Source organism: Clostridium cellulovorans 743B (assembly GCF_000145275.1).
Taxonomy (GTDB): domain Bacteria; phylum Bacillota; class Clostridia; order Clostridiales; family Clostridiaceae; genus Clostridium_K; species Clostridium_K cellulovorans.
The window spans coordinates 3,917,428-3,931,362 of record NC_014393.1 but is presented as its reverse complement, the minus strand read 5'-3'; the positions used below and the strand labels follow the sequence as shown (position 1 = coordinate 3,931,362).

14 protein-coding genes are annotated in these 13,935 nt (G+C 31.7%); 8 read left to right on the top strand and 6 right to left on the bottom strand.

Annotation, left to right across the window (positions count from 1 at the left end; all coding sequences use genetic code 11):
* Nucleotides 1-96: 96 nt before the first annotated feature.
* The 7 genes from CLOCEL_RS16015 to CLOCEL_RS15985 all read left to right on the top strand — a co-directional run bounded on the left by CLOCEL_RS16015 (nucleotide 97) and on the right by CLOCEL_RS15985 (nucleotide 8,635).
* The gene (locus tag CLOCEL_RS16015) at nucleotides 97-1,308 is read left to right on the top strand and encodes an AGE family epimerase/isomerase (protein WP_013291832.1); all 1,212 of its coding nucleotides are present in this window, start codon (nucleotides 97-99) and stop codon (nucleotides 1,306-1,308) included.
* 2 nt (nucleotides 1,309-1,310) lie between these two features.
* Nucleotides 1,311-2,534, top strand: coding sequence for a glycoside hydrolase family 130 protein (locus CLOCEL_RS16010; RefSeq protein WP_010073267.1), 1,224 nt, complete (start codon nucleotides 1,311-1,313; stop codon nucleotides 2,532-2,534).
* 152 nt (nucleotides 2,535-2,686) lie between these two features.
* Nucleotides 2,687-3,709 (top strand): glycoside hydrolase family 130 protein, encoded by a 1,023-nt coding sequence (locus CLOCEL_RS16005; RefSeq protein ID WP_010073266.1) that lies wholly within the window; start codon nucleotides 2,687-2,689, stop codon nucleotides 3,707-3,709.
* Between the two features lie 162 nt (nucleotides 3,710-3,871).
* Nucleotides 3,872-4,297 carry a GNAT family N-acetyltransferase gene (locus tag CLOCEL_RS16000; RefSeq protein ID WP_010073265.1) on the top strand — a complete coding sequence of 142 codons (426 nt, stop codon included), beginning with the start codon at nucleotides 3,872-3,874 and terminating at the stop codon, nucleotides 4,295-4,297.
* A 271-nt stretch (nucleotides 4,298-4,568) separates the two neighbouring features.
* Nucleotides 4,569-5,513 (top strand): type I phosphomannose isomerase catalytic subunit, encoded by a 945-nt coding sequence (locus CLOCEL_RS15995; protein WP_010073264.1) that lies wholly within the window; start codon nucleotides 4,569-4,571, stop codon nucleotides 5,511-5,513.
* Between the two features lie 517 nt (nucleotides 5,514-6,030).
* The gene (locus CLOCEL_RS15990; RefSeq protein WP_010073263.1) at nucleotides 6,031-7,830 is read left to right on the top strand and encodes a DUF6055 domain-containing protein; all 1,800 of its coding nucleotides are present in this window, start codon (nucleotides 6,031-6,033) and stop codon (nucleotides 7,828-7,830) included.
* Between the two features lie 73 nt (nucleotides 7,831-7,903).
* Nucleotides 7,904-8,635, top strand: a complete 732-nt coding sequence (locus CLOCEL_RS15985) for a hypothetical protein (RefSeq protein WP_010073262.1) — start codon at nucleotides 7,904-7,906, stop codon at nucleotides 8,633-8,635.
* Nucleotides 8,636-8,716: 81 nt separating this feature from the next.
* On the opposite strand, the gene CLOCEL_RS15980 is transcribed toward CLOCEL_RS15985, so the two are convergent.
* Entirely contained in the window at nucleotides 8,717-9,793 is a 1,077-nt protein-coding gene (locus CLOCEL_RS15980) for a glycoside hydrolase family 53 protein (RefSeq protein ID WP_010073261.1), read from the bottom strand.
* Nucleotides 9,794-10,449: 656 nt separating this feature from the next.
* On the opposite strand from CLOCEL_RS15980, the gene CLOCEL_RS15975 reads away from it, so the two are divergent.
* The gene (locus CLOCEL_RS15975; protein ID WP_010073260.1) at nucleotides 10,450-10,806 is read left to right on the top strand and encodes a DUF2512 family protein; all 357 of its coding nucleotides are present in this window, start codon (nucleotides 10,450-10,452) and stop codon (nucleotides 10,804-10,806) included.
* Between the two features lie 136 nt (nucleotides 10,807-10,942).
* Here the strand turns inward: CLOCEL_RS15975 and CLOCEL_RS15970 are convergent, their stop codons facing one another.
* Genes CLOCEL_RS15970 through CLOCEL_RS15950 form a run of 5 tightly spaced genes read right to left on the bottom strand, consistent with a single transcriptional unit; the run spans nucleotide 10,943 to nucleotide 13,928 of the window.
* Entirely contained in the window at nucleotides 10,943-11,473 is a 531-nt protein-coding gene (locus CLOCEL_RS15970; RefSeq protein ID WP_010073259.1) for a hypothetical protein, read from the bottom strand.
* Between the two features lie 22 nt (nucleotides 11,474-11,495).
* Complete coding sequence (locus CLOCEL_RS15965) at nucleotides 11,496-12,140, bottom strand: J domain-containing protein (protein WP_010073258.1); 645 nt, start codon at nucleotides 12,138-12,140, stop codon at nucleotides 11,496-11,498.
* A complete protein-coding gene (locus CLOCEL_RS22425) occupies nucleotides 12,133-12,414 on the bottom strand; it encodes a DUF5685 family protein (protein ID WP_041707184.1) in 282 nt (93 codons plus the stop codon). The genes CLOCEL_RS15965 and CLOCEL_RS22425 overlap by 8 nt, the downstream gene beginning before the upstream one ends.
* Entirely contained in the window at nucleotides 12,377-13,072 is a 696-nt protein-coding gene (locus CLOCEL_RS22420) for a tetratricopeptide repeat protein (RefSeq protein ID WP_010073257.1), read from the bottom strand. Before CLOCEL_RS22420 ends, CLOCEL_RS22425 begins: the two co-directional genes overlap by 38 nt.
* Nucleotides 13,065-13,928, bottom strand: a complete 864-nt coding sequence (locus CLOCEL_RS15950; protein WP_010073256.1) for a DUF5685 family protein — start codon at nucleotides 13,926-13,928, stop codon at nucleotides 13,065-13,067. Before CLOCEL_RS15950 ends, CLOCEL_RS22420 begins: the two co-directional genes overlap by 8 nt.
* Between the last annotated feature and the right edge of the window lie 7 nt (nucleotides 13,929-13,935).

Here is a 13,935-nt window from a genome sequence, read left to right as displayed (position 1 = left end):
ATTTCGGGATGTAATATATTATTAATATAAATGCAACAATTTTGATTTAGTAATGTTGCAAATGAACATTGAGTTGATGTAAAACGAGGTGGTATGATGAGCGAAAAAACTATAATAAATGGTATGGTTGAAGAAATAAAAAAAGAATTATTAGAGGATATTCTTCCTTTTTGGCTAAATAATACTAAGGATGATGAAAATGGTGGTTTCTATGGATTTATTACTAATTCACTAGAAATAAACAAAAATTCGGAAAAAGGCGTTATTTTATGTACTAGAATTCTATGGACATACTCTTATGCATATGGAATGTTTAAAAAAGAAGAATATAAAGAAATGGCAACTTATGCATACGATTATTTGATTAACAATTTCTGGGATAAAGAGTTTGGTGGATTTTTCTGGTCGCTTAATGCAGACGCTACAGTATTAGATGGAAAGAAACAAATCTACGCTGAAGCCTTTGGAATATATAGTTTAACTGAATACTATAAAGCTACCGGAAATCAAGAAGCTTTAGAATATGCTAAAAAAATATTCTTCTTAATTGAAGAACATGGATATGACAAAGAAAATCAAGGTTATTTTGAAGCTTATTCAAATGCATGGGTATTGCTTGAGGACTTAAGATTAAGCGAAAAAGATATGAATGAAAAGAAATCAATGAATACTCATTTGCATGTTTTAGAAGCTTATACTAATCTTTATAGAGTTTTTAAAGATGAAATTCTTAAAGATAAATTGACTGAATTGATAGATGTAACAATCAAACACATAATAAACAATGAGACTTATCAATTTAAATTATTCTTTGATGAAAAATGGACTCAAAAATCTAACGTAATATCTTATGGTCATGATATAGAAGGTAGCTGGCTTTTATATGAAGCAGCAGAAGTTCTTGGCGACGAAGCTGTAATCAACCGTTGCAAGGAAGTAACTCTTAGAATGGCTGAAATAACTCTAGAACAAGGAATAGATGAAGATAATGGTTTAATTTATGAAGTCCATGAAAATGGAGCACTTGATAGAGAAAAGCATTGGTGGCCACAAGCAGAAGCTGTGGTAGGTTTCTATAATGCTTATGAATTAACAGGTGATGTGAAATATCTTGAAGCTTCAAAAAAGATTTGGGATTTTATAAATAAACATGTAGTAGATCATGATAACGGTGAGTGGTTCTGGAAAGCACCTAGCAGCTGTGTAAATTATAATGATGAACCAAAGGTAAGTATGTGGAAGTGTCCATATCATAATAGCAGAATGTGTTACGAAATAATTCAAAGAGTTGGAAGGGTGAGAGAATAGGGATGAACAGTTTATTTGAAAACAGATTAAAAGGCTTAATCAGAGAACACAATGAATTAATTACAAGACCAAATGAAGAAGAAGCTTTAGGCAATGGAATATTCAAAAGATATAAATACCCAGTAGTAACTGCAGAACATACTCCATTATTTTGGAGATATGACTTAAATCCAGAAACAAATCCATTCTTAATGGAAAGAGATGGAGTTAACTGTGCTTTCAACCCAGGTGCTATTGAACTAAACGGAAAAGTTTATTTAATAGTAAGAACAGAAGGTGTTGACAGAAAATCTTTCTTTGCTGTTGCTGAAAGTGAAAATGGAATTGACAACTTTAAGTTCTGGGATTTCCCAATATTACTACCACAAACAGAAAACCCAGACGTAAATGTCTATGATATGAGACTTACAAAGCATGAAGATGGAAACATCTATGGATTATTCTGTTCAGAAAGAAAAGATCCAAATGCACCAAAGGGTGATACTTCAAGTGCTGATGCTCAATGTGGAATAGTAAGAACAAAGGACTTAAAGACTTGGGAAAGATTAGCAGATCTTAAAACAGCATCAGCTCAACAAAGAAACGTTGTTCTTCACCCAGAATTCGTTGATGGAAAATATGCTTTCTACACAAGACCACAAGATGGTTTCATTGAAACTGGAAATGGCGGCGGAATAGCATGGGGCTTAGCTGATAACATGGAAAATGCTGTTATCGAAAAAGAAGTTCTTGTGGATGAAAAGTTATACCACACAATTAAAGAAGTTAAAAATGGTCAAGGACCAGCACCAATAAAAACTGATAAAGGCTGGATACACATAGCTCATGGTGTTAGAAATACAGCTGCTGGTTTAAGATATGTAATATATAGCTTTATGACTTCTCTTGAAGACCCAACAAAGGTAATCTACTCACCAGCTGGACATTTAATCGCACCAATGGGAGAAGAAAGAGTAGGAGACGTTTCTAACGTTGTATTCACAAACGGTCTAGTTGTAAGAGATAATGGAGAAGTATTGATATACTACGCTTCATCAGATACAAGATGCCATGTAGCAAAAACTTCAATTGCACAATTACTTGATTACAACATGAACACACCTAAGGATGCATTAATATCAAGAGGCTGTGTAGAAGCTAGATGTGAAATAATTTCTAAAAACTTTGAATTTATAGAAAACTGCGAAGATGCAGAATTAAAAGAGTTACTAAAATCAATAAAATAACTTGTATTCGATAAGTGTCCAGGGAAATTTAGAAATATATAAGTTCCAACAAAGTTTCTACACAGACTCAAATATCGTGGACTTAAGAAATGTAGTGGAATGTATATAATATTTTAATATGTAAATAACATGAAAATGATGGAGGTAATAACGTGAGTAACATTAAAATGATAAGCGAACCATTAAAGAATATGCCTTGGCAGGATAGACCAGAAGGCAGCGAAGAAATAGTTTGGAGACATGACACTAACCCTATAATGCCATGGAACCCAACTAAAAAATGTGCAAGAATATATAATAGTGCAGTAATGCCTTATGGTGATAAATTCGTAGGTATTTTCAGAGCAGACCACAAAAATGGTAGAGCTCATATTCATCTTGGCTGGAGTGACGATGCTATAAACTGGGAAGTTGAAAATGATGAAATCCAATGGATAGACGAAGAAGGAAAGCCATTCCAACCAGGCTATGCATATGACCCACGTCTAGTTAAAATCGAAGACACTTACTACATGATTTGGTGTACAGAATTTGGTGGTGGTGCAGCTTTAGGTCTTGGTATGACTAAAGACTTCAAGACTTTTACAAGACTTGAAAACCCATTTGTTCCTTTCAACAGAAACGGTGTATTATTCCCAAGAAAGGTTAATGGAAAATACTTAATGTTAAGCAGACCAAGTGATAGTGCACATACTCCATTTGGTGATATATTCATAAGCGAGAGCCCAGACCTTACTCACTGGGGAAGAAACAGAAAGGTTATGTCTAAAGGCGGAAGCGGCTGGTGGCAAGGAACTAAAATCGGTGCTGGGGCAGTTCCAATAGAAACTTCAGAAGGGTGGTTATTACTTTATCATGGAGTTAGCTGGACTTGTAACGGTTATGTTTACAGTATGGGTGCTGCTATCCTTGATATAGATGAGCCATCAAAAGTATTATATAGATGCAGAGATTATATATTAACACCAGAAAAGATATACGAAACATCAGGATTTGTTCCTAACGTTGTATTCCCATGTGCAACACTTCATGACAGCGAAACTAATAGAATAGCAATATACTACGGAGCAGCTGATACTCATGTTGGAGTAGCTTATACAAAACTTGATGAACTTGTTGAGTATATAAAAGCTAACTCTGAACTAGTTCCTGGAGATGAAATTGCTTTAAGATAATATTGTAAGCTAAAAAGATTCAGCATTAGCTGAATCTTTTTCTTAAGTAATTGTTTATATAATTAAGAAGCCTATATATAATTGATGTAGGTTATGTAAAGGAATAAAGTTGTAAATTGAGATGTATAAAAAATCTATAAATTAAACTGGGGGCAACTAACTGTGACAAATTATGTTATAGAAGAAAGTACAGATGAAGGATGGCACGTAGTTGATAACGGAATAATTAAATATAATTCTTCAAAAGTACCTTTCACTCAAGAACCAACTTTTTTAGCAATCAATCGAATGATAAAAGATTCGAATGGAGATATAATAGCAGGAATAAACAGTTCGTTATACTGTTGGAAGTGCTTATATATAGATGTTCTCTGGGTGAAAGAAGATTTTCGTAAAGAGGGATATGGCTCTGGACTTTTAAATGAAGTAGAAAAAGTTGCCAAAGAAAAAGGGTGCAAATTAATTCATTTAGATACCTTTGATTTTCAAGCAAAAGATTTTTATATTAAGCATGGATATGAGGTTTTTGGTGTATTGGATGATTGTCCAATGGAGCATAAACGGTATTATATGAAAAAGAATATATAGTTCAACATATTGTTAAATTGTGTGTTGATTTTCAATTGTTAAATAAGTAAAATTAATTACCTGCAGAGGCTAAATCTGATTTTGTTTTAAAATATACAAAAAAGGCAAAAGAAAAATATGGTGATAAGTATAATTCGATAAAATAAGCACGATTTACAGTAAGTTTAACAATATATAATATTTTTAAACTGAGTACTAAGATTCTAAGTATGAAACAAGTTAAACCGATATGAATAGATTAGGCTATAGGATATAAGAAGGAGGAACAATTATGTATCCATTAAAATTCGAAAATTTATATTATGATAAAATTTGGGGCGGAAGAGATATGGAAGCCTTTAGGGGTAATCTGCCAGAAGGTGACATCGGTGAAAGCTGGGATGTAGCTTGCCACGATAATGGTATGAGCGTTGTAGCAGAAGGAGAATTGAAAGGAAAATCTTTGAAAGAACTTATAGATACTTATCCAGAAGAGTTATTAGGAAAAAAGATTGATAAAGAAGTTTTCCCATTATTAATAAAGATAATAAATTCAAATGAAAGCTTATCAGTTCAAGTTCATCCAGATGATGAATATGGCAAACGCGTTGAAAATGAATTGGGAAAAACTGAATGTTGGTATATAGTTGATGCAAAACCAGGTGCTAAGCTTATCTTAGGAACAAAAGAAGGTGTATCTAAAGATCAGTTTAAAACTGCTATTGAAAATGGAACAGTTGAAGAATTGATGAACTATATAGAAGTTAAAAGTGGTGAAGTGTACTTTGTTGAAAGTGGATTAATTCATGCTATAGGTGAAGGAATAGTTTTAGCAGAAATCCAACAAAATAGTGATACAACTTATAGAGTTTATGATTACAATAGGGGTAGAGAACTACATATTGAAAAAGCCCTTGATGTAATGAATATGAATCTTAGAGGTAAAGCAAGTATTGGACAAATTGCTTATGAAGATCAAGATTATAAAAAGCTTAATTATATTCTTTGTGATAAATTTGCTTTAGAAATGTATGAAGTTAAAGCAACGTTAAAGGAAAATAGTGAAGAAGATAGATTTTTTATATTTACTTGTGTAGAAGGAAATGGAACTTTAGAAACTGCAAGTTATAAGACAGAAGTAAAAAAAGGTGATAGCATTTTAATTCCTGCAACAGCTGGGCAATATGTTTTTAAAGGCCAAATGAATCTTTTGAAGAGTTATGTTCCTGCTGAGTAGCAGATAGCTTTATTATAGATTTTTATAAATTAAATAGAAACAATTCTTTCTTAATGATCCTACTATATCATAAGAAAGGGTTGTTTTTTAGATTTTATAGAAATAAAATCCTAATAAAGTAATATATTTCTTCTAAAAATACGATTACATATTGTAAGTTAATGTATAATTAGTTACAATAAATATAAAATGATATATAAAACTATAGATTATATATAAGTGTAAGTTTTACTTATTATTGAGATAACTCAAATTTATAGTCGAAAACTTTAATGTCTGCGCAACTTGTGGAAAAGTTTCCAGTTCAAAGAAAAGGTTTACATAAACCTGAGTAGGCTTAAAGAGTAGTTTTAAATCATAAAAGGGGAGGGGAGAATTTTATTCATGGTATATGGAAAAATTAAGCAATAAGAAAAAATAGCTAATAAGAAGAGAGAATTATGTTAAAAGAACCAAGACGAAAGCTTAATACTTTGTATAAGGACAATATTTATAATCTTTAGGAGAGGTAAAGAAGATGAAAATGAAAAAGATTTGCCAAATATTGATGGCAGCAGGTTTATTAGTTGGAATTTTAGGTAGCACAATTAACGTTAAGACCGTAGAAGCTAAAATAAATTTCACTGTAAGTTATACTTCAGCAGTGGGAAAGACTGAAAATTATACTTGTGCAACAAGAGATTCCTTTTATGATTTGAATGATAATTCAGTTAACAGAGCTACTTCAGAACATTTCCAAATAATTTGGGGAAATGGTGATACTACAGGAACTGTTAATCAAGAATTAGTAAAAGGTAATTTACAAAACCTAGAGGCAATAAGAGATTTCTATGTTAATGTAATGGGCTTTGTAGATACTAGTGTATCTGTTAATAGTCCACTAACTAGCAGCAATCACTACAAAACAAATGTGTACATATCCAATACTGGACTTTCAAAGATTACAGATGATTGGGCATATATGTCTTCTGACGGAGAAGGCTTTGCTTTCTTAGTTTTACATCCAGGAGCTATGCGTGTTGACCCACCAAGTTGGGTAGTTCCTCACGAATATGCTCATGCCATTACTATGCATCAACGTGGTGTTATCGATGCTCCTTGGTATGAAGTAACAGCAAATTGGTTCAGAGATCAATATTTAGGAAGTAGTTTTTATAAGTATGGAAATAATGTTTATGGACCTGATTCAGACTTCTTTAGGCCAATAGTCTTGAACTCAGACTACTACTTTCCACATTTGAAGAACTATTATGATGCTTGGCCATTCTTACTATATGTAACTGAAAATCCTGACCAAATGAAAGGATTAGGTCTTGAAGTAATGAAAGCGATGTTTAAGGACACTAATAATGAAGTTATGTTTAAGAAATTAGAGAGATTATCTGGAACATCTGCTAAAGATATGTTAGGTGGCTATGCTAGAAGAATGGTAACCTTTGATTTTAAGAGACAAGCTAATTATAAAAAATATTATGATGAATTAATAGCAGAGGACAGTGCAAATTATAATAAAATTTATACAACCTTAGAAAATGATAGTAATGGATGGTTTAAGGTTCCTAGCTCAAGGGCTCCACAACAAGGTGGATATAATATTATTCCACTTAACATAGATCTAAAGAGTAAGCAGGTAGTCGTTAATTTTCAAGGAAATAGTTCAGAAGTAGGGGCAGATTGGCGTGCAAGCATTGTTGCTAAAACAAAAACTGGACAAACTAGATATTCTACAATGTGGAATAGTGGAACTAACACTTTGAATCTACAAGGAGATGAAGAAAAAGTTTATCTTGTAGTATGTGCAACTCCGAAGGAAATGCTTAATTTAACTTCATTTGATTTAGATGTAGTAGGAACAAGATATCCATATAAAGTGCAAATATCAACGAATAGCGCTGTTTCAAAGGTAGAAATGCCAACTGTTAGTGTAGCAGCAGGTAGTTACAATGCTGCACAAACAATATCACTTAGCAGTAAAACTTCAGGTACAACTATATATTATACACTTGACGGAAGTACTCCAACAGCTTCATCTACTGCCTATAGTAGTCCGATAGTAGTATCAAAAAATACAACTATTAAGGCTGTTGCAATAAAGAGTGGAATGACAAACTCTGATATAACTTCTGCTACATATACAATTTCTATAATTGGTGATGTTAATGAAGATGGTCGTGTAAATGCAATTGATTATGCCAATATTAAGAGCTATTTACTGGCTAATTCAACAAAGATAAATTTAAAGAACGCAGATATGAATAATGATAGTAAAGTAAATGCCATCGATTTAGCACTTTTAAAGAAAAAATTACTTAGTTAATAGAGAAAAAAGGCGTGCTTATGACGCCTTTTTCTATTAGAAACTTCATAAAATATACACTAGGAGGAATAGTATGAAGAAAAAATTGATAATATCTTCGATTTTAATAATAGCAATAACAGGATCATTTTATGGAATAAATACCATAAGTTCAAAAGGAGATTCAAAGTCTTCTTCAATAAATACAACTAATAATTCAGCGGAAGAGATTTCACAAGATGATGCTGAAAATAAAGAACTTAAAGAAATTAAGGTAGAGAAAGAAAATATAGAAGTTGTCAATATGTCAGGTAAGATGAGTAAAATCTATAGAGATGTAGATAGCTTAGAACAGGAAAGTGGTTTAGTTGTAGAAGGTACTGTAATAAGTAATGAATACATTGAAGAAAATTTAATTACCTTTACAATATCAACTGTAAAGGTTACAAAGGTTTTAAAGGGGAATGATGTTGTTAAAGCTGGAGATACGGTAAAAATGCTTCAAACTGGAGGCATTATGACTGTTAAATCAAATCCTAGTACAGCCAAAGAATTTGATGATCCAAAAGAAGTTGAAAAAAATATAGGGAAAAAAGTAGAGATAGCATTAGAGGGGGTTCCAGTTCTAAAAGAAGGAGAGTCTGCTATAATATTCTTGCAAAAATATCAAGGATCAATTGTTAAGGATGGCTTTGTAGCTACAGGTGACTACCAAGGTAGATTTAAGATTAAAAACGATGAAACTGCTGAACCTCAAAGTGATATTCTGAAAGAAACATATAAAGCTTATACAGTTGAAGATTTCGAAAATAGCATTTGCAAGTAAAATACATAAGTAATAATATTAAATTAATTATAGAAAAACACTGTTAATACGGTTTATTAACAGTGTTTTTAGATTTATTTATTATTTGAAAGCATCAATAGCAGTTGTAAATTTAAGTACGTTAGTAGCTACTTTAGTAGTAGCACCTAGTGGATACTTATCAGGAAGAACAGTTGTATTAGCTTCAGGTTCCCAATAGAATACACCTAAGCCTTTTCCATTTGGAACAGCTTGTACTTTACTAATAACTGCTTTTATCATATTGTAAGTATTGCTAGGGTTTCCTTCGTGTCCACCAACTTCGCATACCATAACTTCTTTTCCATAGCGAGATGCCATGTCATTTAAATTGTAAGCTAAAGCATCGATGCTTTGAGTGTAATCAACGCCGTCCCAATGTGGATAGTAAGAAAAACCGATTACGTCATATTTAGCACCAGCATTTTTTAATCCATCAAAAACGTATCTATATAAGCTGTTTTTTGGTCCGTTTGCTAAGTGAATGATAACTTTTGAAGATGGACTTACTGCTTTAACTGCGTTATAGCCTTGGTTTATTAATTGAGACCATTGACCAAAGTTAGAGGAACTTCCAGCTGGCCACATCATCCCTCCGTTTGTTTCGTTACCTACTTGTACCCATTCAGGATAGATGCCAACTTTTTTAAGTTCATTCATAACATAACTAGTATGGCTGTATACATCTGTTTGTAATTGAGAGAAACTATGAGATGCCCATGCAGCAGGCATATCTTGACGGCCTGGATCAGCAAAGTGATCACTATAATGGAAGTCGATCATTATTTTCATTCCAAGTTTTTTTGCACGCTGTGCCATGTAAATTACACCCTTTGAATCGGAGTAGCCTAGTAGACATCCATTCCATTGGAAGTTTGATGGAGGATTTACAAAAACTCTTAATCTTATAGAATCGATTCCATGATCTTTTAAAATTTGAAGAGGGTCTTGTTGAACTCCACTGTCATTTTGCCACTTAACACCCATGCTTTCTAATTGATTTAGCCAACCAATATCAGCGCCTTTCGAAAAAGATGTAGCAGCTAATACATTGGTCGAAACTGGGCTTGAACTAAAACTTAAAGTAATGATTACGCACATAATCATTGAGAAAATAAATTTAACATTTCTTTTAAACATATAATCCACCTCTGAAAATTTATTTTTATAGATTGCTATCAAAGCTGAAAAAAATTACTTTTTCTTGGATCATAAATAAAAAGTAAGTAGTTTCAGAGTTGAGAAATTTTAAACGTTTACAAAACGTCTAAAAAATAATTACAGATAAAAATTACAGAAGAAATAAATTTGTTCTCTTTACGGATTTAAAGTGATACTTACTTCTATAATATTTACGTACAAGTAAAAGAAACTTAAAAAAATCTGCTTTGACAATATAATTTTACCAAGTTTATTAATTAATATCAAGACATTTTTTTATAAATGCGACAATGTACGACAAGTGTTAAAAGGTTTCGTATAAATATTTAATTATTAAAATTTAAAAAATAGGTGATTGGATAAGAAAAGTTAGTAAAAATCATTGTAACAATCTGAAAAAATTTATCAATAATTGAATTGATGATAAAAATGTTAGTAAATAAAATGGTAAACAAATGTAGTAAAAATATGATAAATAAGAGCGGTAAGTGAAAAATATTTACTAATGGAAAACTATATTTATTTCATAGTTGCTGCAAGAGGATACAAAACTTATTGGATAATTATACGGACAAAGGGATATTTTTTTTAAGATTAGGGAAACTAATTTCATAAAAGAATTGAAGGAGGAGTATATGAAACATGTTAGAGCATTACTTATGAAATTTGCAATGACAGCAATAGGCTTAGAAATTGTTGTCTATTTATTTTCTGATTTAGCTTTCACAGATATATTATATATGTCTGCTTTTATTACAATAATTTCTTACGTAATAGGTGATTTATTAATACTCCCTTCAACTAATAATACTATAGCTACTATTGCAGATGCGGTATTGGCATTAGCCATTATATATGCCTTTGATTCTTTATGGGGTACTATGACAATATCCCTATTAGATGCGTTAATGTCTGCGGCTCTTATAGCTATAGGAGAGTGGTTTTTTCACAAATATATATCAGTTAATGTTTTGGAGAAAGGAAGAGAATAAGATGTTATCGTTAAGAACTTTGAGATAGATTGCCATATGCTAGTAAAAAATACCTTTGATTAACAATGATTATGTTAGTCAAAGGTATTTGTCTATTTCTTAATACTAAAAGTTATTATTACAAACTTTTAAGGATTTAGTTACGAAACTTAATTTTATCGTAAATTTTATTTAGAAAGTAATTTATTCCTTGAGTAAGTGCATAGTCAAATACAATAAATATAAATTGCATAACTACGAAGGCTATAGGAATGATATAAGGTATCTCTGGAAGTTTAATTCCTGTTACATCAGTAAATAAACTAGCACTAAGCCATAGCACTAGTAGAACACAGTTAAAGTAAACTAGTTTTAAAAAAATTTCTAGAGGTAGGTTTTTAAATTTTTCTATAAAAAGTTTTATTAGCCCGTAGATACCAAAAAGAAGAATATATAAAAGTACATTTCCTCTTAAACCTAAAAACATCAATGATATAACAGAAGTAGCAATATAAATTACTAAGGATGTTTTTATATTTGTTGTTAGTATTGCAATAGGAACGATAAGGGAAGTTAAGGCTAAAACTGTAAGCCTCGAGGTGGGGATAACTGTAGATATGTATACTAACATAAAGCTGAGAGCAGTTAAAATACCGCCTCTTGATATATAGAGAGCTTTTCCTTTCATACTCATCCTCCTATCTATAGTTTTATAAACAATCTATACAATCTCCACCCATACATTCACAGCATGTATCTAATGCCCAAATCTTGCAAAAAGTATCGCAACAGTCATCGTTGCCACAGAAACCGCCATGACCATGGTGTCTATGAGAATAACTTTGTCTGTAGTTATGATTTCTATTAGTCATTTTGCTATAAGTATTTCTATATTCTAAGTTATTTGGGTTCATATTAATAGCTTGGGTTACATAGTTTATACCAGAGTCATACCAACCTCTATTCATATGACATACGCCCATTAAATAGTTCCATTCAGCATCTCTATTGTTCCAAGAATTTAGTCTTTGTAATGCAAATTCATATTGACCTCTTTGGATAGACATTCTTACTTCATTGTAAAAATTATAGCTGTCATTGGAATAGCCAGCTGATTGGCTAGTGTTATTAGAATAATTATTGTTTGAACGGTTACTACTTGAGCTAGAGCCCCTTTGTTTTAAAGTTTCATAGGCTTCGTTTGCTTCCCTCAATTTTTCTTCAGCTAAATCTTTAAGTGGGTTATTTCCATATTGATCTGGATGATATCTTTTAACTATTTCCCTGTAGGCTCTTGTAATTTCCTCCATGGAAGCGCCTTCTTTTATTTCTAATACTTCATAGGGATTACGCATTTGCAGTCACTCCTTTATAAACTTTATCAATTTTCTCTTGTAATCCAAATTCCAAAATGTTCAGAAGTAAATTTTTATTCTTTTTTATAGAGAGCCTATCAAAACATCCCACTGTTTGTTGTTCACAGGAGAGTGAGAGGAAAACTATTCTATTTTTTATAGACTCATATAATTCATTATAAGACAAATTGTTGTTGTTGTAAATTTTAGCAGTGCCAGATTCTTTATTTACAAGCTTAGTCATCACTACAGCAGCAACTACAATTGTAGTCATGATCATTACCGCAGCAGCAACTACAATCATGGTTATGATAACTGCCACAGCAACAATTACAATCACGGTCATTATGGCTACCACAGCAACAATTGCAATCATGGTCACTATGACTACCACAACAACAATTGCAATCATGTTCATTATGACTGCCACAGCAACAATTACGCTCCTGGTCATTATGATCACCACAGCAACAATTACTGTCAGACGTATTATGATCACTATTACCACAGCAAGAACTGTTATTATTATTAATAGTATCATTATTAGTAGTATTAGTATTAATATCGTCACCATTAGTATTATTAACATAATAGGTATTATTACTATCACTAGCATCAATATCAACACAAATAGTACAATTCATATGATTTCTGCTATGATGTCTGTGCCTGTGCGAGTAACTTTTTTTATATTTATGATTTCTATTTATGACTTTGTTATATGTATTTCTGTATTCTATGTTATTTGGATCCATATTAATAGCTTGGGTAATGTAATTTAATCCCGAATCATACCAGCCTTTTTTTAGATGGCATATTCCCATTAAATAATGCCATTCAGCATCTCTAGTATCATATGAATCTAGTATGCGCATAGCAACGTCGTAGCGATGATTTTCTATGGATACTCTTACATCAGAGGAATCACGCATTTTCAGTTACTCCTTTTAAAACCTTATAAATTTTCTCTTGTAATCCAAACTCTAAGACATTTAGAAGTAAATTTTTGTTCTTTTTTATAGGAAGTCTATTAAAACATTCTAAGGTTTGTTGTCCACAAGAAAATAAAATAAAATCGAGCCTATCTTTTATAGACCCATATAATTCAATATAAGATAAGTTGTCTTTATTATAAATTTTAGTAATAGGATTAAACTTATTTTTATCCATATCTTCTTTCAAATCATCAATGGCATCTATAGTATAAATCCATTTTCCTAGATTATATCCTAGCCAGTATAAATCTTCCTTGATGGAAGAATCTTGATTGAAACTTAAAATTTCTCCTGTCAACACACTGAAAGGATCAGCAATCTCATCTAAGGAAAAAGTCTCCTTAGCTTCTATAGAAGACAATTCTTTCAGTCGCTGGGATATGATGTCAAGCATTGGTCTATAGTTGTCTGGGAACTTTTTAAAGTAAGGCTTTAATGCTAGGGAAAGAGCTTTACTTTTCAAGGATTTATCATCAACAACATCATCAACAAGCTTATAATAAGTTAGAGCCACATTACAAAAGGAAGCATAGTTTAAAGCTTCGGTATTTACTATGACTTTTTTCTTTTTCTTTGGATGTAGAATGCAAAAACTTTGAGTAGGTTTTAAACAGCCATCACTCAGTGAATCATGTAATACTGCAAGAAAGGTCATATCATAATTTAAAGCAAGGCGAGGCATATTACCGAAATTGCTTTTTATAGATTTACACAGTCCACAGTAGTAGGCAGTGAATACTTCATACTCTTTTATTTTTAGTTCGCTTTTACAAGGTGTAACGTAACCAAACATATAATTT

What these genes read in the sequence shown, in the direction of transcription:
- CLOCEL_RS15990 (WP_010073263.1), top strand. Translation starts at nt 6,031, where the DNA reads ATGAAAATGAAAAAGATTTGCCAAATATTGATGGCAGCAGGTTTATTA.
- CLOCEL_RS22420 (WP_010073257.1), bottom strand. Translation starts at nt 13,072, where the DNA reads ATGCGTGATTCCTCTGATGTAAGAGTATCCATAGAAAATCATCGCTAC.
- CLOCEL_RS16015 (WP_013291832.1), top strand. Translation starts at nt 97, where the DNA reads ATGAGCGAAAAAACTATAATAAATGGTATGGTTGAAGAAATAAAAAAA.
- CLOCEL_RS15980 (WP_010073261.1), bottom strand. Translation starts at nt 9,793, where the DNA reads ATGTTTAAAAGAAATGTTAAATTTATTTTCTCAATGATTATGTGCGTA.
- CLOCEL_RS15995 (WP_010073264.1), top strand. Translation starts at nt 4,569, where the DNA reads ATGTATCCATTAAAATTCGAAAATTTATATTATGATAAAATTTGGGGC.
- CLOCEL_RS22425 (WP_041707184.1), bottom strand. Translation starts at nt 12,414, where the DNA reads ATGACTACAATTGTAGTTGCTGCTGTAGTGATGACTAAGCTTGTAAAT.
- CLOCEL_RS15965 (WP_010073258.1), bottom strand. Translation starts at nt 12,140, where the DNA reads ATGCGTAATCCCTATGAAGTATTAGAAATAAAAGAAGGCGCTTCCATG.
- CLOCEL_RS16010 (WP_010073267.1), top strand. Translation starts at nt 1,311, where the DNA reads ATGAACAGTTTATTTGAAAACAGATTAAAAGGCTTAATCAGAGAACAC.
- CLOCEL_RS15970 (WP_010073259.1), bottom strand. Translation starts at nt 11,473, where the DNA reads ATGAAAGGAAAAGCTCTCTATATATCAAGAGGCGGTATTTTAACTGCT.
- CLOCEL_RS15985 (WP_010073262.1), top strand. Translation starts at nt 7,904, where the DNA reads ATGAAGAAAAAATTGATAATATCTTCGATTTTAATAATAGCAATAACA.
- CLOCEL_RS15950 (WP_010073256.1), bottom strand. Translation starts at nt 13,928, where the DNA reads ATGTTTGGTTACGTTACACCTTGTAAAAGCGAACTAAAAATAAAAGAG.
- CLOCEL_RS15975 (WP_010073260.1), top strand. Translation starts at nt 10,450, where the DNA reads ATGAAACATGTTAGAGCATTACTTATGAAATTTGCAATGACAGCAATA.